Source organism: Brachybacterium netajii (SeqCode) (genome assembly GCF_054114245.1).
This window is the reverse complement of record NZ_JBSYXB010000004.1, coordinates 24,652-42,041: the sequence shown is the minus strand read 5'-3', so window position 1 is coordinate 42,041 and position 17,390 is coordinate 24,652. Positions and strand designations below refer to the sequence as shown.

At 67.6% G+C, this 17,390-nt stretch carries 10 protein-coding genes; 6 read left to right on the top strand and 4 right to left on the bottom strand.

All coding sequences use genetic code 11. The features are described from left to right. Window positions 1-304 precede the first annotated feature (304 nt). Window positions 305-1,279: a ribokinase gene (locus ACXET9_RS09400; RefSeq protein ID WP_457886317.1), complete on the top strand. Its 975-nt coding sequence runs from the start codon at window positions 305-307 to the stop codon at window positions 1,277-1,279. Here ACXET9_RS09400 and ACXET9_RS09395 read toward each other — a convergent pair. Continuing rightward, a complete protein-coding gene (locus tag ACXET9_RS09395) occupies window positions 1,263-2,003 on the bottom strand; it encodes a hypothetical protein (RefSeq protein WP_457886315.1) in 741 nt (246 codons plus the stop codon). The two genes, ACXET9_RS09400 and ACXET9_RS09395, sit on opposite strands and share 17 nt — an antisense overlap. Window positions 2,004-2,234: 231 nt before the next feature. Between ACXET9_RS09395 and ACXET9_RS09390 the strand changes: the two genes are divergently transcribed. Together ACXET9_RS09390 and ACXET9_RS09385 are read left to right on the top strand one after the other, a co-directional pair. After that, window positions 2,235-4,469, top strand: a complete 2,235-nt coding sequence (locus ACXET9_RS09390) for a glycosyltransferase (RefSeq protein ID WP_457886314.1) — start codon at window positions 2,235-2,237, stop codon at window positions 4,467-4,469. Between the two features lie 16 nt (window positions 4,470-4,485). Continuing rightward, a complete protein-coding gene (locus ACXET9_RS09385; RefSeq protein WP_457886312.1) occupies window positions 4,486-6,327 on the top strand; it encodes a heparinase II/III domain-containing protein in 1,842 nt (613 codons plus the stop codon). Window positions 6,328-6,391: 64 nt separating this feature from the next. Here ACXET9_RS09385 and ACXET9_RS09380 read toward each other — a convergent pair whose 3' ends face one another. Beyond that, window positions 6,392-7,447, bottom strand: a complete 1,056-nt coding sequence (locus ACXET9_RS09380; RefSeq protein ID WP_457886311.1) for a hypothetical protein — start codon at window positions 7,445-7,447, stop codon at window positions 6,392-6,394. A 327-nt stretch (window positions 7,448-7,774) separates the two neighbouring features. Between ACXET9_RS09380 and wecC the strand changes: the two genes are divergently transcribed. From wecC to ACXET9_RS09365, 3 genes are all read left to right on the top strand, one after another. Then, on the top strand, window positions 7,775-9,028 hold the full coding sequence (gene wecC / locus ACXET9_RS09375) for a UDP-N-acetyl-D-mannosamine dehydrogenase (RefSeq protein WP_457886310.1): 1,254 nt from the start codon (window positions 7,775-7,777) through the stop codon (window positions 9,026-9,028). 184 nt (window positions 9,029-9,212) lie between these two features. Next, entirely contained in the window at window positions 9,213-13,823 is a 4,611-nt protein-coding gene (locus ACXET9_RS09370; protein ID WP_457886309.1) for a glycosyltransferase, read from the top strand. 13 nt (window positions 13,824-13,836) lie between these two features. Beyond that, window positions 13,837-14,631 carry a polysaccharide pyruvyl transferase family protein gene (locus ACXET9_RS09365; RefSeq protein WP_457886308.1) on the top strand — a complete coding sequence of 265 codons (795 nt, stop codon included), beginning with the start codon at window positions 13,837-13,839 and terminating at the stop codon, window positions 14,629-14,631. 72 nt (window positions 14,632-14,703) lie between these two features. Here the strand turns inward: ACXET9_RS09365 and ACXET9_RS09360 are convergent, their stop codons facing one another. Both ACXET9_RS09360 and ACXET9_RS09355 read right to left on the bottom strand, forming a co-directional pair. Next, a complete protein-coding gene (locus tag ACXET9_RS09360; RefSeq protein WP_457886306.1) occupies window positions 14,704-15,981 on the bottom strand; it encodes a hypothetical protein in 1,278 nt (425 codons plus the stop codon). Next, window positions 15,978-17,210: a hypothetical protein gene (locus ACXET9_RS09355; RefSeq protein ID WP_457886305.1), complete on the bottom strand. Its 1,233-nt coding sequence runs from the start codon at window positions 17,208-17,210 to the stop codon at window positions 15,978-15,980. The genes ACXET9_RS09360 and ACXET9_RS09355 overlap by 4 nt, the downstream gene beginning before the upstream one ends. Window positions 17,211-17,390: the final 180 nt, after the last annotated feature.

The following is a 17,390-nucleotide window of genomic DNA, read 5'->3' as shown; positions in this document are numbered from 1 at the left end:
GCCCGCCGGTCCGGCGTCCCGCTCCAGATGCCGGACCGCCGGACCTCCGAACCACCGACCCGCCGGGCCCTGCCTCGCCCGCCTCGCCCCCTGATTCCCACCGATCCCCGGAGAGCCCGTCCACGAACGGGACGTGAGGAGCACGTGCCCTGCCATATGCAGGGCACGTGCCGCTGAGATCCCTTTCGCAGACGCCCACCACCCCGCCACCCCGCCAGCTCACCCCACCCCGCCACCCCGGCCCAGCCCAGCCCGGGTGCGACACTGGCCCGGTCGTCACCCCGCCCCCGGAAGGACCCGCCGCATGACCGCCGAGCCCACCGACCCCGCTGACTCCGCCACCCCCACCGCCCCCACCGTCGACGTGCTGGTCGTGGGCAGCGTGAACATGGATCTCGCGGTCCGGGTCGCGCGGATCCCGGCGCCGGGCGAGACGGTCCTGGCGCGCGGGGCGAGCCGCTCCCCCGGCGGGAAGGGCGGCAATCAGGCGGTCGCGGCGGCGCGGGCGGGCGGGGCGGCGGTCGGGTTCGTCGGTGCGGTCGGGGAGGACGCCGACGGGCGGGCGCTGCGGGAGGCGCTCGCGGCCGACGGGATCGACGTGTCGGGGACGGAGACCGTCGCGGGCAGCAGCGGTCTGGCGCTGATCAGCGTCGACGATGCGTCGGAGAACGCGATCGTCGTGGTCCCGGGCGCGAACGCGGCGGCGAGCACGCGCTCCCCGCGGGCGCTCGCGCAGCTGGCGGGGGCGCGCGTGGTCCTCGCGCAGCTGGAGATCCCGCTGGCGACGGTGCTGCATGCGGCGACGGCGCGCTCCGCAGGCAGCCTGTTCGTGCTGAACGCGGCACCGGCGCTGGATCCGGGTCCGGAGCTGCTCGCGGCGACGGATGTGCTCGTGGTCAACGAGCACGAGGCCCGCGCGCTCGGCGGCGGCGACGATCTCGACGCGGCGGTGCGCGCGCTCCTGGAGCGGGTCCCGACGCTCGTCGTCACGGTCGGGAGCGAGGGGGCGGTGCTGCATCGGCGGGGGCGTCCGCCGCATCGTCAGCCGGCGTTCGCGGTGGCGGCGGTGGATTCGACCTCGGCAGGGGATGCGTTCTGCGGGGTGCTGGCGGCGCGGCTCGCGCGGGGCGGGGGCATCGAGGAGGCGCTGCGAGAGGCGTCCGCGGCGGCGGCGCTGACGGTGATGCGACCCGGCGCGCAGGATGCGATCCCGTCGGCCGCGGAGGTGCGCGCCTTCGTCGCGGAGCCCCCGGCCGGTCCGGTCAGCGCTCCTCGATGATGACGGCGCCCCGTCGGCCGAGGTCGACGGGCGAGTAGCGCACGGTGACGGGCCGTCCGACGGAGAGGTTGCCCAGGAGGGTCTCCCGGTGGTAGCGGGTCTGGCCGTCGCCGTCGGTGAAGCGCACGGTCACGCGGGTGACCGCCACCTCGTTGCGCGTGTAGCTCTTGGCGCGGGTGACGGTCCCGCGGGCGGTCACGCCCTGCTTCTTCGTCCGGGCGCTCGCGTGGGCGGTGGCGGCGCTGCGGGCGCGGACCCGTTCCATCACGATGATCGCGACGACGCCGCCGACGCAGAAGACCACCGCCATGATGTACATCGTGACCTGTCCGCCGCCGTAGGCCGACGGGCTCAGCGCGGTGAGGATCGCGCCGGTCAGCTGGCCGAGCCCGGAGGCGATGAAGTAGCCCGGCAGCGACCAGCGCAGCAGCACCGGCTGCGGACCGTCGCCGTCGACGAGGAATCCGTGCAGCAGCGTGCCGCCGACGACCAGCGGGATCGACACGAACAGTCCGACGAGCCCGAGGATCCCGACGGCGCGGACGATGGTCTCCCCGAGATGCCCGAGGCCGAGGTCCCCGATCCCGAGCGACTGCCACTGCCCGAGCATCGTCGCGTTGCCGAGATAGGCGAGCGCGACGCCGATGATCGCCATCGTCTGCGCGAGCATGCTGCGCACCAGGTTGGACCGCCACCAGCGGGAATCGGGATCGACGAGCGACATCGGCGCCTCCTTCAGGATCGGGGAGATCCTAGCGGGGGCACCACGGACGCCGGCCGCGGCCGACGGGCGGCATCGCGCGCCCGCCCGGGTACGATCGCGCGCCCGTCCGGGTCCCGCCCGGGTACGGTTGTCGGGTCCGGCGGGAGCGCCCGCCGGTGCTTGCCGCGCCCGAGGAGCCAGGATGCCGTCGATGCCCGCCACCGCGATCGCCACGCCGCGGGGAGTCGCCCGATGAGCCCCGACGGCTCCCGCCGCAGCACCGCACCGGGCGCTGCCCGCAGGATCCCCGGGATGGGTCGCGTGCGCCGCGCCCTCGGCCTCGCCGCCCCGTCCCGCAACGCCGGCGCTCCAGGTGCCGGCGCTTCAGGCCCCGGCACCCCGGGCTCCGGCGCGCCCGGCAAGGGCCGCCCGGTCGCGCCCGAGGAGGCGGCGCGGCTCGCGCTCCTCGAGGAGGCGCGGCGGGTCGCGAAGGAGGCGCCGACGCATGAGCGCGCCCTCGCGGGCCTGCGGGATGTGGTCGCCCGGTCGGGCTTCGAGGTCACGGTGATGCTCGAGTACGCGCGCTATCTGGTGCGTCGTTCGGCGGGCGGCACGGCGGAGGAGGTGCTCGCGCTGTCGCTCGCGAAGGACGGCGCGCAGCCCGATGCCCTCGAGCTGTACCTGGATCTGGTCCGCGAGCTGGATCATCCGGATTCGCGCCGGGACTGGGCGCTCGAGCGTCTGGCCGCGGACATCGCCGGGGCGCCGGCGCAGCAGCGGGCGGCGCTGGACTTCGCCCTCCCCTTCCGCCTCACGAAGGCTCTCGCGGCGATCGGCGCGGGCACGGACCGGGTGAACCGGGCCGTCGTCGCGATCGACGCCGCCTACGAGGCCGACGCCTTCACGCCGCAGACCCTCGAGGACGTCCGCGACGGCCTCGGCGACAACGATGTGCGGCGCGCGCATCTGACGGTCGCCCTCGGTCGCGGGGATGCCGAGCTCGCCCTCGGTCTGCTCGAGGACGCGGAGGCGAAGGCGGTGCCGATGAACGCGCTGCGTCGGGCGATCCGCCGCGGACGCTCGACGATGCCGCGGGCGACGATGGTCGGCTATCTCGAGGCCTACCAGCGGCTGGTCCCGGGCGACGGCTGGGCCGCGTCCCTGATCGACGAGTACGAGCACAACCTGTTCTCGAACGTCGAGCTCGCCGCCTCCGGGTTCCCGTTCCCGCCGAAGGCCGCGGAGCCCGTCTACGCGCCGCGCACGGACCATGTGCTGTATCTGCTGCACAACTCGCTGCCGCACCATTCGGCGGGCTATGCGACGCGCACGCACGGGCTGCTGTCGGAGCTGAACCGGATCGGTTGGGACGTCGACGGGGTCACGCGCCTGGGCTACCCGTACGACATGCCCGGCAAGGCGGACATGCCGTCGGTGCCGCTGCACGAGGTCGTCGGCGAGGTCGACTACCGGCGCCTGCTCGCGGGCCGCGAGATCGAGAAGAAGAACCCGCTGTTCTACTACACGGAGCGCTACGCCGAGCATCTGAAGGAGCTCGCACTGGTCGAGCGTCCGGCGATCCTGCATGCGGCCTCGAACCATTGGAACGGCCTGACCGCCGTGAAGGTCGCCAACGAGCTCGGGATCCCCTCGGTCTACGAGGTCCGCGGGCTGTGGGAGATCACCCGCGCCTCCCGCGAGCCCGACTGGGCCGACAGCGAGAAGTTCCGCTATCTCGCCCGCATGGAGGCCGACGCCGCCCGCGGCGCCACCAAGGTCGTCGCGATCACGGAGGCGCTGCGCGAGGTCATGATCGAGCGGGGCGTCGACGCGGAGAAGATCGCCGTGGTCCCCAACGGCGTCGACTCCGAGCGCTTCACCCCGATCCCGCGCGACGAGGAGCTCGCCGCCGAGCTCGGCGTCACCGGGAAGACGGTCATCGGGTACGTCGGCTCCGTGCTCGACTACGAGGGCATCACGCTGCTGATGGAGGCCGCGCAGATCCTCGCCCGCACCCGCGAGGACTTCCACGTGCTGATCGTCGGCGACGGCGCCGCCCTCGAGCAGCAGAAGCTGTTCGTCCAGGAGACGGGCCTGAGCCGGGTCGTCACCTTCACGGGACGGGTCCCCCACGAGGACGTCGAGCGGTACTACTCGCTCGTGGACATCACCCCGTTCCCGCGCCTGCCGCTGCCGGTCTGCGAGATCGTCTCCCCGTTGAAGCCCTTCGAGGCGATGGCGATGGGCAAGGCGGTCCTCGCCTCCGACGTCGCGGCCCTCGCCGAGATCGTCTCGCCGGACCTGAACGGGCTCCTGCACGAGAAGGGCAGCGTCGACTCCCTCGTCGAGCAGCTCGCCCGCCTGCTCGACGACGCCTCCCTGCGCGAGCGGCTCGGCCGTCAGGCGCGCGACTGGGTCGTCGAGCACCGCGACTGGAAGCGGCTGGCCCGGCTGATCGCCGACGAGTACGCCGAGCTCACGCGCTGACGACGCGCCCGCCCCGATGAGCCTCGATCTCCGCGCCGCCCGGCGCCAGACTCTCGCCGTCGGCTTCCGCGCCCAGGACGTGGCGCTGCTGAAGGCCGGCCGACTGCGGATGTCCCCGCATCCGGAGTGGCGCCTCCCGCAGGATCCGACCTGGCAGGAGGATCCCTTCGCGGACCGCAACTGGTGCTTCCAGTTCCACATGCTGCGCTGGCTGGATCCGCTGCGTCGGGCCGCCGCCCAGGGCGACGACGCCGCCTATGCGCTGTGGCTGCGCTGGATCCAGGACTGGGCGGCGAAGAACCCGCATGACGCCCCGGCCTCGCCGTGGGCGTGGACGGACATGTCCGACGGGATCCGCGCGCAGCAGCTGTGCCTGGCCGCGCCGATGGTCGCCGAGCGCTCCCCCGAGCTGCTGGACCGGCTCGAGGACCTGATCCGCGTGCATGCCGAGCATCTGGCGGATCCGGTGCACATGGGCCGCGCGAACCATGCCCTGCACCAGCAGGAGTCGCTGTTCGTGTGCGGGCGGGTGCTCGGCGAGGAGCGCCTGTGGGAGCTCGCGCTCGAGCGGATGGGCGCGCTGCTGCGCGAGCAGTACGACGAGCAGGGCATGAACGCCGAGGGCGCGACCGCGTATCACGTGAACAACGTGCTGTGGTGGGAGAAGGCGCTCTCGCGGATCGACCGCGAGGGCCTGCCCCGCCCGGAGGGCGCGGAACGCCACCTGTCCGCTCCCGAGGGCATCGCGCATGCGACGCGGCCCGACGGGACGCTCGTCGCGATCGGCGACACCGACACGGTCTCCCCGACGACGGTCGACGCCCCCGCCACCCGCCACGCGACCACCGACGGGGCCGACGGCACGGCGCCGACGGAGACGACGCGCGTCTTCGACGCCGGCTACGTCTTCGCCCGCAGCGGCTGGGGCGATGCCGAGCGCCCGTTCTCCGCGCAGACGTTCTTCTCCCTCCGCTTCGGGCCCGCGCAGCGCGTGCACGGCCATCCGGACGGCGGCTCGCTCACCTATTCGGCCGACGGCGTGAACTGGCTGGTCGACCTCGGGAAGTTCCAGTACGGCAGCGGCCTCGAGCGGAACCATGTCGCCTCCCGCGCCGCCCATTCGCTGGTCTCGATCGCCGGTCGCACGCCCCGCAAGGACGCCGTGGTCGAGCTCATCGCCCACCGCGCGACCGCGACCCATGAGGAGTTCGTGCTGCGCGACGACTCCTTCACGGGCGTCGAGCTCACGCGCCGGGTGATCTGGTCGCGGGCCGGCGAGCATCTCGTGGTCATCGACGACGTCCGCGCCGACGAGGAGGTCCGCGCCCTCCAGCGCTGGCAGCTCGGGCCCGACGTCGAGGTCGAGGGTGACCCCGGCGAGCGCGCGGGCAGTCTGCGTCCGGTCCGGCTCTCGTCCGGTGGCCGACGGGCGCTGCTCGCCCTCGGCGGCGACGTGCAGGAGGTCGAGCAGGTCCGGGGCCGGCAGGATTCGTTCGACGGCTGGGTCTCCGTCGCCTGGAAGAAGGTCGTCCCCGCGACCGCGGTGACCGCCTCGGCCCGTGGCACCTCCCTTCGCTTCGTCGCCGTGATCGCGGCCGGGCACGGGGCCGAGCCGGAAGCACGGGTGCTGGAGGAGCACGGTCCGGAGTCGCTCGTCCCGGACGCTCCGGCGGAGCCGCCGAGACCGCAGGTCTCGAGGTGGCGACGCCTGCTGAACGCTCTGCTGACCCCGGCCGGCGCGGAGACCATCGAGGAAGTGGAGCCGCAGCCTCGGGAGCTGCGGCTCGACATCACCTCGGGGCGCGCCACCGAGCGGGTATCGATCACCGAGGACGAGGTCACCGCGCTTCGCACCTGACGCCGGCGCAGCACCCGTTCCGGCCGACGATGCTCCCGTCCGACCTCGTCAGCGGTCGACGTTGTCAGCGGTCGACGTCGCTCTCGGTGATGACCATCGAGGAGTTCGCCTGGTGCACCAGCAGCGCTGCGGGGCCCCGGTTCACGATGACCGTCGCGTACCGGATCTGGCGCCCGCACAGGTCGTCCGGGATCGTCAGCCCGGTCTCCATGGAGAGGGTCTGATGATGCCGGTAGGTGTTGAGGGAGATCGTGCGCTCGTTGACGCCGAGCGTCTGGCAGACCGTGCCGTCGAGTGCGAGAACGTCCATACGGGTCTCGACGTCGAAATCGCTGCCCTGGATGTCGATCCCGTCCTCGGTGCACCAGGTGGTGCCGTTCTCCGTGGATCCCCCTTCATCGGAACAGGTGGTGACGTTCAGCGTCGTCATGATGTGCACCCGGTTCGAGGTCAAGGAGTCGATGGAGACGGCTTTGCCGAAGGCGAGCGCCTGCGACCCGGTCGCGACGACCATCGGCAGGCGATCGCTGGCGGGCACCTGAAATGCGTAGCCCTCGACCTGGCTGACGCCCCACTGCACGTCGATGTCGAACGACGTGCCTTTGGACGCCCCGTTATCGTTCGGCGCATTCAGGTAGACCGAGCAAGTGAAGGTCGCATCCTCTTCCGGTGAGAGCAGGATCTGGTTGGAGAAGCGGACCGGTACACCGGTCAGCAGGTTCTCGGCGCCTCCGGCGGTGTAGGTTCCGCCTTCCGTCCCGTCGCTGCAGGTCACACGCGCGCCGAAGAAGATGTTCACTCCAAGGCTGTCAGCAGGCTTCACGGTCGACACGTCCAACGTGACGACATAGTTCCCGCCGCCGGCGAGGTCGAAGGACTGCTCGGCGGTGTCGGCGTCCTGCGGCACCGTGAGCGTCGCGCTGTCGCTGACGGTGAGCGGGAGGGAGTGAACGTCGTCGGCCTCGGCGGGCTCGGTACTCTCGACGGGCGTGGTCGGATCGGCGACCGGGGCTGTGGTGGTCCAGCGTCCGGCTCCGGCGCTCTCGCCGGGGAAGGCGATGCGTCCGGTGGCCAGCATGATGACGAGGACGAGCAGCGCCGCCGCGAATGCAGCGGCCATCACCGTCCACCACGAGGGCTGTCGCGGTGCCCGTTCCCTGGTCCTTGACATGCGTCTCCTTCGCCTCGACCCGAGCGTCGACTCTAGCCGGAGTGCAGGATGCCCTTCGCACCGCAGGGCGGCGGAACGCCGGCATGGAGCCGAGGTGAACCCGGGGTGGCGAGCAGGAGTCGGGGCACGGGACTTTTTCCAGGCAGGTGTCCGACGACTGTTGTATGGGTGACAGGAGATGTCCTGAGCGTTCCCCAGGTAATCCTCAGCCGCTACGGTGGCAGGCGGCGCGGTCCTCCCCGCGCCCATCCTCACCCCCGATCGCCAGGAGATCCGATGAGTCCGAACGTCCCCCTCGACACCGTCAGCGTGATCGGGCTCGGCTACATCGGCCTGCCGACCGCCGCAGTGCTGGCCCAGGCCGGCAAGACCGTCATCGGCGTGGACGTCAAGCAGGCCAACGTCGACGCGATCAACGCGGGCAAGGTCCCCTTCGTCGAGGAGGGTCTGGAGACCGTCGTCGCCGGCTGCGTCGCACAGGGCAAGCTGTCCGCGCAGACCGAGACCCCCGAGGCCGACGCCTACATCGTCTCCGTGCCGACCCCCTTCAAGGGCGACCACGACGCGGACCTGTCCTACATCGAGGCCGCCGCCCGCGGCATCGCCCCGAAGCTCTCCGGCGGCGAGCTCGTCGTCCTCGAGTCGACCTCCCCGCCCGGAGCCACCGAGCACATGGCCGACGTGATCCTCGAGCTGCGCCCGGAGTTCACCACGGAGCCGAACCTCCCGAACTCGCTGTACTTCTCGCACGCCCCCGAGCGCGTGCTGCCCGGCCGCATCATGATCGAGATGGTCGACAACGACCGCATCATCGGCGGCCTCAGCACCGAGGCCGCGGAGCTGAATCGCGACCTCTACGCGAGCTTCTGCAAGGGCGAGCTGCTGCTGACCGACGCTCGCACCGCAGAGATGGCGAAGCTGACCGAGAACGCCTTCCGCGACGTGAACATCGCCTTCGCGAACGAACTCTCGATGATCGCAGACCGCCAGGGCATCGACGTGTGGGAGCTCATCGAGCTCGCCAACCACCACCCGCGCGTGAACATCCTCCAGCCCGGTCCGGGCGTCGGCGGCCACTGCATCGCCGTGGACCCGTGGTTCATCGTCTCCGCCGAGCGCGAGACCGCGAAGCTCATCGCGACCGCCCGCAACGTCAACGACTCCAAGCCGCAGCTGGTGGTCGACAAGGCCCTCGCGCACGCGGACCGCTTCAAGTCCCCGACGATCGCCGCCCTCGGCATCGCGTTCAAGGCGAACATCGACGACCTGCGCGAGTCCCCCAGCCGCAACATCGCCAACGATCTCGCCGAGCGCCTCCCCGAGGGCACCGTCCTCGTCGTGGAGCCGAACGTCGAGAAGCTCCCGAAGGATCTCGCCGAGCGCAGCAACGTGGAGCTCGCCGAGCTCGACGACGCCATCGCCCGCGCCGACATCGTCCTGGTCCTGGTCGACCATGACCCCTTCAAGGGCTACGACCAGGAGAAGCTCCAGGAGAAGGTCGTCATCGACACCAAGGGCCTCTGGCGCTGAGTGCGCCGCGGGCCGGTCCGTCACAGGCGGACCGGCCCGCCGCACGCGGCGTCGCCCCGTCTCAGGGGCGGCGTCCTCCGCTGTCGCCAGCGAGCTCTCGCATGCGAGAGTGCTCCAGGGCGAGCCCTCGCGACAGCTCACCATCGCCAGGACGACCAGCACCTTCGCTGACAGGGAACGGGACATGAAGCACGACGACGAACACCGCTCTGACGCCGAGATCGAGGCTCTCATCCGTGAGGAGGCCGTCAGCGATCCCTACGCGTTGTACGCCGCTGTCGAGGACCTGAATCGCGAGCTGGATGCGGTCCGTGCCGAGCTGGCTCAGACTCGCTCGGATCTCGCCGCCGCCGAGAAGGCCACCCGCTGGCAGAAGGCGAAGCGGAAGGAGAACGGCGAAGCGCTGCAGGCCGCGACGAAGGAGCAGAAGGCTCTCACGTCGAAGCTGGGCGAGACGCATGCCAAGCTCGAGGCGTACCGCAAGGAATCCCGTCGACTGCGGGAAGACCTCGAGCGCGTCCGAGGCTCACGGACCTTCAAGGTGGGCAAGGCGGTCCTGAGCCCCACGAGACTCTTCCGCGGCGGGGGCTCCACCGGAGCCGCAGCGGTGGCCGAGCTGCCGGCAGGGAGCGGCTCCGCGGAGCAGACCTCGAGCGCTCCGGCGGAGCGGACCGCAACGGTCGACACGACGGCAGCTGAGTCTGCCCCGGCAGACGATGGCGCTCCGTCGACGCCCTACCAGAAGCCTTCGTTCGAGGGAGAGTCGACCCTCCCAGTCTCCCTGCGCGACCTCGACACGCTCCACCACGAGTTCGAGATCCACCCGACGTCGGAGACCCTCTATCGAGCCGTGAACCGCAGCTGGCATGGCCACGGGATGATCGAGGCACCCGCCGCCTTCCTCCGAGAGAATCCTGCTCTCGTCGCCCAGCTCGATGACCGCAAGCGCCTCATCGCTGAGCGGGTACTCGGCGACCAGCGACTCCAGGAGTCCGGCATCCCCGTACCGCCTCGTGCAGAAGGTTCCGTGTTCCTGCCGGAGCCCGATCGGGTGATGTACTGCGTCCATTCGACTCCGGTGTTCAACTCCAACGGCTACTCGACGCGCACCCGGGGCGTCGCCAAGGGGTTCCAGGCCGCCGGCGCCGATATCAAGGTCGTGGCCCGGGCGGGCTACCCCTGGGATCACCGCACCGATGGGACCAAGCCCGCCGTCGAGCGCACCGTCCGCGAGCTCGACGACGTCCAGTACATCCACCTGCCGGGTTCAGGCCTCGGCAAAGTGCCCATGGATCATTATCTGATCGAGGCTGCGGATGCCTTCACCCGTGAGGCGCTGGTCCAGCGCCCGGAGATCATCCAGTCGGCCTCGAACTATCGCACCGCGCTGCCCGCGCTGATCGCTGCACGGCGCGTCGGCGTCCCCTTCGTCTACGAGGTGCGCGGCTTCTGGGAGCTCTCCCAAGCCGCGGCGACATCCGGGTGGGAAAGCAGCGAGCAGTACCGCACCATCCATGACCTAGAGACCCTGGTTGCCCAGGAAGCTGACGCAGTCCTCGCGATCACGCGCCAGGTCAAGGATGACCTCATCGGCCGCGGAGTTCCCGGAGACAAGATCCGCGTTGCCCCGAACGCCGTAGACACATTGGAATTCGCTCCCCTGCCGAAGGACTCGCGCTATGCGGAGAGACGCAAGATCCGCACCGATGTCCCCGTCATCGGGTTCGCCGGAAGCATGGTCGGCTACGAGGGTCTCGACCTGCTATTGGAGGCGAGCGGGCGACTGACAGAACGAGGCGTCGATCATCAGATCGTGATCGCCGGCTCCGGAGCCGAAGAGAAGAACCTCAGGGAGCTACGAGACCATATCCGCGGTTGCCGCGCGCTGTTCCTCGGCCGCCTCCCGATGGAGGAGATGCCCCGTCTGCTGAGCACCTTCGACATCGTCCCGCTCCCCCGTCTCCCCTTGGCCGTGACGGAGATGGTCTCGCCGCTGAAGCCGCTCGAGGCCTTCGCGTCGCAGAAGGCGGTGCTGATGTCCGACGTCGCACCGCATCGTGACCTCGCCGGGGAGAACGAGGAGCGCGCGCTCCTGTTCCGCGCCGGAGACGTCGAGTCCCTCGCCGACCAGCTCGAGACGTTGATCGCCGACGAGGACCTCCGCCGGGACCTGGGCCGCACCGCCCGCCTGTGGACTCTCGACGAGCGCACCTGGACCTCCGTCGCCACATCCATGCGCGCCTCGCACAGCGCGCTCCTGGCGCCTTCGGGCGGCATCACCCAGACGAGCACCGCGGAGCACCGAGCGATCGGCTCCATCACCATCGGTCTGATCGCCGATGAGTTCACGACGAAGACCATCTCCGCGTCCATGCCCGTGGTGCCCCTGGACCGAGCGCACTGGCGCGAGCAGCTCGACGAGTCCGGGCTCGACCTGGTTCTCGTCGAATCGGCTTGGGAGGGCAACGGGGGCCAGTGGCACCGGGGCATCGGCGCCTACGAGCCGGAGGAGCACCGGGATATCCGTGAGCTCCTCGCCCGTGCCCGGGAGCTCGGGATCCCCACGGCGTTCTGGAACAAGGAGGATCCGATCCACATCAAGCGGTTCCGCCCGACCGCTGCGCTGTGCGATCACGTCTTCACGACCGACGCGACGATGATCCCGACCTACCTGTCGACGCCGGGAGCCATCACCCGCACCGCCTCCGCGATGCCCTTCTATGCGCAGCCGGTGATCCACAACCCCTTGCCCACCGAGCGGCCCTACCGCCACACGGTCGCCTATGCGGGAACCTATTACGGTGATCGCTACAAGGAGCGCTCCGAGGTCCTCTACCGGATGCTCGAGGCCTCCTCGCGATACGGCCTGACGATCTACGATCGCCAGGCGACGAATCCCGACTCGCCGTACCGCTTCCCCGAGGAGTTCGAGCAGTTCTCCGACGGCGCGCTCCCCTATGACGAGGTCATCGACTCCTACAAGTCGCACCTCGCTCACCTCAACGGGAACTCGGTCCTGCAGTCGCCGTCTATGTTCTCGCGGCGTGTCGTCGAGATCGCCGCATGCGGTGGCATCGCCTTGTCCGGGCCGGGCCGTGGCGTCGAGGAGACCTTCGGAGGTCTCATCCCTGTCTCTCGCGAAGCCCGTGAGTGGCGCGCGCTGCTGCACTCTTGGTCGACGGATCCTGTGGCTCGTGTGCGCGAAGCCTGGCGGCAGATGCGTGCGGTCCACCGCTCCCACACCGTGCAGAGCGCCATGACGATCCTGCTGCGGACCGCGGGTCTCCCAGTGTCGGCCGCCCCGCTCGACACCTACGCCGTCGTCTTCACGCGTTCCGATGACGACCTCGTCGCGGGCGTCCTCGCGCAGTCGCACCGCCCGCTGGAGGTCTTCGTCCCCGGCGGCGCATCCGATGCCACGGCACCGTTGGAGTCCGCCGGCATCCGCGTGCTCGACTCCTCGGCAGTCTCCGATGCCACGGCTCGATGGATCGGCGTCCTGGACGCTCCCGCACCGCGCACCTGGTTCGAGGACCTGCTGCTGGCACCGCGCTTCGGCGACTGGACGCGGATCGACGTCGAGATCGCCGACGAGACCTCCGAGGGACGCACGCTCGCGTCCTACGGCGCGGCCGACGGCTCGAGCCGTGGGCTCGTCCTCGCACGCGTCGCGCGGTCGTACCCCACTGTCGGTGAGGCACTTCGCGCTTCGACAGGTCGGGCAGTCCGGCTCCTGGTCGCGTCAATCACCGACCACCACATCGATTCTCCTGGCATCGAGAAGCTCCTCGACGCAGAGAGCCACGAAACTTCCGGGCCAAGAACCGTCGTCGTCGCCGGCCACGATCTGAAATTTGCTGGCGCTGTCATCGAGCAACTCGAAGCGGCCGGCCATTCTGTTCTGATCGATAAGTGGGAGAGCCACACCAAGCATGATGAGGAGCGCTCCGAGGAGCTGCTCGCCCGCGCGGACATCGTCTTCTGCGAATGGGGTCTCGGCAACGCCGTCTGGTATTCGAAGCATGTCAGCACGACCCAGCGCCTTGTGGTGCGGGTTCACTCGCAAGAGCTCTTCCGCCCTTATCTCAGCCGAGTCAACCACGCCAAGGTCGATCAGTACTTCTTCGTGGGGGAGCTCATCAGACGCGCTGCCATTGAGAGCCACGGAGTTCCCGAGTCCAAGGCGACGGTCGTCCCGAACAGTGTCGATGTTCCTCGGCTCACGCTCGACAAGTTCTCCGACTCGGAGAAGAATCTCGGACTTGTAGGTATCGTCCCGCGAGCCAAGCGACTCGACCTGGCACTCGATCTGCTCATCCGACTGTTGGACCGAGACCCTGAGTATCGGCTCTTCATCAAGGGCAGGCGGCCTGAGGACTACGCCTGGATGAGCAAGAGGCCGGAGGAGATGCAGTGGTATGCCGAGCAGTACCGGCGCATCGATGACATCAACGCACAGCATCCCGGCGCGATCGTCTTCGATCCCCAAGGGGATGACATGCCGGAGTGGTACCGCAAGATCGGCGTAGCACTCTCGGTCTCCGACTTCGAGTCCTTCCACCTCACGATCGCCGACGGCGCAGCTTCCGGCGCCCTTCCGGCTTCCCTCGCCTGGGCGGGATCGGACTACCTCTACCCCCGCGACTGGCTAAGCGGGACAGTAGAGCAGATGGCCATCTCGATCCTTGACAGGAGAACCGCTCCCCGTACCGAACGAGAAGAGATTCTGGACCACTACGCAGCATCCCACGTCCTCCCTCGCCTCATCGAGCTTGTTGCCCCGCGCAACTCCTGACATGAAAGCCAGCATGCGCTCCATCTACGCTCACAAGACCTTTTTCCGCGAAGACTCCGGAAATCTCGGCGACATGATGGGGTACCACATCGCCGATTGGATGATCGGCCCGGACGCCTATGTCCGCAAGGGAATCCGACAGAAGGATGCCCTCGACTCCGAGACCGTCGCACTGGTGGGCTCTCTGATCGCCGCTCTGGTAGATGCACCGGTTCGCATCATCGGCGGAGGCCTCATCAATGCTAACCCCCGAGACTATAGCCCTACGGTTCGGATCGAAGCCGTCAGAGGATTCCTCACGCAGACAATCGTAGAGCGCGACGCCAAGCAGTTGCCTGTAGTGATCGGCGACCCAGGCCTCCTACTCCCTCGAATCTCACCCATGGAGCCAACCGAAACTCGCAAGCCTCTGGGTTATATCATTCACGATGTCGATCGAGATGAGTTCGCTCGGCGATATCCAGACCAGGTCGGCAACATCGTTGACAACTACGCACCTCGTGACGAGTTCGTTCGTCAACTCTCTCAATATCGTGCGATAGCATCAACCAGCCTGCATGGCTGCATCTTCGCTCACGCCTACGGAGTCCCCGTTGCCCCCTTCGTCCTCACGGACAAGGTCTTCGGTGGAGACTTCAAGTTCCGGGACCACTATTCAGCCTTCGGAATCGACATCCGCCGCCAGCCGCTCCAGGGCACACCGGATGACATTCTCTGTTCAGTACTGGAGTGCCCGCAACCCCGCAACGGAGCTGTCGTCGACCTCATGGACCTTCAGGAGTCTTCAATCCGGTCAGCTTTGAGCTGAAGAGACTTCTCAACCCTGAAGTACCGAAGGGGCCTCTCTGATTCGACAGAGAGGCCCCTTTCATTGTGCAAACTAAGCCTTGGCCGCCACAGGCACGCTCTCCCTGAAGATCTCGTCACCAAAGCCGTCGTAGACCATCACCGTAAATCTGCTGCGTGCAGGAACTTCTTTCGGCCGCCACGAGCCAAGCCCTCGTATTCGAGGTGACCGTTCAACTGCTTGACCTGCGGACATCAGAATTGCACGCCACTCAATGCCGCCGTAGAAACGAGGGAGCGTCCCACCGGCATGCAACATCGCCCCGTCCCACTCAAGCTCGATTCGAGAGCGAATTTCCTCGGCGACCAGCGCCAGCGGTTCCGGGCGAGCACTACGATCGTCATCAAAATAGTCGACGGAGTCCAGTCTCTGCACTGTAGTCAGCACATCCTCATCAGTGTGCGTGAGCCTATAGAGCAATTCAGATAGCTGCTCGCGCGACGGCGGAGTGTGGCCCGGAGCGACGTCCGCAATCCAGATAACATGGTCGCGATCACGGCGCCAGACCCCGCGACCATATCGAGTAAAGTCGCTATTTCGCAGATATGGACGACAATGCACCGGAAAGTGCGAATCAGTCGCGTTCTGGAGATAGAAGAGCCTGCCAGGCCCCTGAGAAGGCAACTCTCCCAGAAGAGAATGCGTGCGCCCATAATGGCGAAATACAGCCCTCACAACATTTTGATAGTCCGGACCAGAGAGCTCCTTTTCAGAGACAGGGAATGCCGCCTTGACATAATCGACCACAAACCGACGCCCATACTCCACAAAATCAGTCTGCGGATTCCATACAAAAACGGACGGCGCCCCCGGGAGCGAGTGTCCCACCAGAAGTGCCGCGAACCCCCCTGCTGAGCCCCCGACGAGCCACAACTCTCGCCCAAGCCTGCGAGAAATCGGCGATAGCACTTCGCGAATCACAGCAGGGGTATCGAAGTGCGAACTACCCGCGTACCACGCGATTGCCATCGTATCCGTGAGGCCCACTCCAGGATCTGAAATCGCAACAAAAGGATGCCCCGTCGATGCGGCCAAGTTACTTCCTGAGAAGAAGGGCGGAACACGCTCCTCACGCTTACTAACAGCCCCCGAAAAGACTACAAGCACCGGCCCCTCAATAGCCTCAAAAGGGTTGCCCCCGGTGAGCAGCTCAATCTGGTGCCCCGCGCGATCTCCGATAACATGAACCCCGTCTTCATGCTCGGCTGCGCTATGGAAAGCTTCGACACTCTCCCAACGGGTCACCGGGTGCCGAAACTCTGGCTGCTGGATGTCGGCCTCAGAAGCCAGCGGCTCGAACCGAATTGTCACAGCTTCTCGCTCTCGGCTCGCGCGGCGATAACTCCGTCAGATCCGCGAAGGAACGCTCGCACGCTCGAGCCAGACGGGGCACTCTCAAAAATAGTGCTGGATTCTGTAGAGTACCACCGAGCATCAACCCGCTTGCCGTCGTTCATGAGGTAGTAGCAAACCTTCCAACTCGCGCCCGGTTGCTTCGAGAGGTTGGAATCAACCTCGATCGAATTACCAACTCGACGCGCCTCGACGGCGAATGCTTCGGACCTCTCCGGCAGGCTGACCCAGATCCGACCTTCATCTCTAGCAACATCAGATGGTCTCCTCTGGAAGACCTCGGAAGCGCTCGCGGCACGGAAACCCCCGAACCGCTTGAGTTCGAGATACTCCTTGCCTTGCCTGGAAAGGTTCTGCCCCCAACGCATGTACGCAAACCCAGGGACGTAACCGCCAGCGCCATATAGCCCCGCGCCGATACGCAGAAGCCTCTCGTGCGACTCCATATCCACACGCTCAGGTACCGCAGTTGCGTGAAAAATGGCGATACTCTCGAGGGATTCAGGGTTATCGATGACATTGAATTTGTCGCCCGTGAGGGACCGCTTCAGTCGAACAGAGTCCACCGAAAATCCATCGTCATCGGCGTACGCAACAAGCGTATCCAACATGCCGATTGCAAGCACACCTTCATGCGTGACTTCGGGGCTCAAGCGGGCCAACTCTGCAATGCGGCAGATATTCTCGGTCTGCCACGGCATCCACACATCATCGTCATCCAGGCCGACGCGGATGATGCGACGATAACGCTCCACCTGTAGACCCGCATGCGACTCCATGAATAGGTTCTCGCGGTACGGGGAATGCTTGTTGGGACTCTTTACCCAGTCAACCCGAGAGTCGTCACCGCCCGGGTACCCATCTGCAGGATGTTCATACTGATACAGGCGGAACCGCGTTCGCGGCGAGAAGACTGGCTTGCGTAGAAGTTCTGCGGTGCGGCCAATCCACGGCTGTTTATCACTCGACATCTGCACCGTTACCAACAGCTCGACACCTTCGGGGACTTCCTGCGCACGAAGTGAGGCCAGCGAATGCTCGAAACGCGCAAAGTAGCGATCCAGCACCTCAGGATCTCGTTCATAATCGCAGAATAGGATCTCGAGCAGAACCAGCGTGGATACAGGTTCCGGTTCGGCTTCTCGCCGGAGGAGCTCGAGGTCGGCGGCGGCCTCGGCATTCGGCACGGCGCATCACATCCGTTCAGGTCCAATGTGGTCTGGGGACTGCCCGCCCCCTCGGCGGGCCTCAGCGTATCGCAGGGCGCGTACCTGGCACCTGACCACTCCGACCTTCGGCAGGAACCTTCGGCTCCGTGGTCGCGTCGATGCCTGGAGCGGCCCTCGGAGCCGCGGTGCGCCTCGGGC

Excerpts from the sequence above, each read along its gene's own strand:
- ACXET9_RS09400 (WP_457886317.1), top strand. The coding sequence starts at position 305 with ATGACCGCCGAGCCCACCGACCCCGCTGACTCCGCCACCCCCACCGCC.
- ACXET9_RS09370 (WP_457886309.1), top strand. The coding sequence starts at position 9,213 with ATGAAGCACGACGACGAACACCGCTCTGACGCCGAGATCGAGGCTCTC.
- ACXET9_RS09390 (WP_457886314.1), top strand. The coding sequence starts at position 2,235 with ATGAGCCCCGACGGCTCCCGCCGCAGCACCGCACCGGGCGCTGCCCGC.
- ACXET9_RS09365 (WP_457886308.1), top strand. The coding sequence starts at position 13,837 with ATGCGCTCCATCTACGCTCACAAGACCTTTTTCCGCGAAGACTCCGGA.
- ACXET9_RS09395 (WP_457886315.1), bottom strand. The coding sequence starts at position 2,003 with ATGTCGCTCGTCGATCCCGATTCCCGCTGGTGGCGGTCCAACCTGGTG.
- ACXET9_RS09380 (WP_457886311.1), bottom strand. The coding sequence starts at position 7,447 with ATGGCCGCTGCATTCGCGGCGGCGCTGCTCGTCCTCGTCATCATGCTG.
- ACXET9_RS09385 (WP_457886312.1), top strand. The coding sequence starts at position 4,486 with ATGAGCCTCGATCTCCGCGCCGCCCGGCGCCAGACTCTCGCCGTCGGC.
- wecC (WP_457886310.1), top strand. The coding sequence starts at position 7,775 with ATGAGTCCGAACGTCCCCCTCGACACCGTCAGCGTGATCGGGCTCGGC.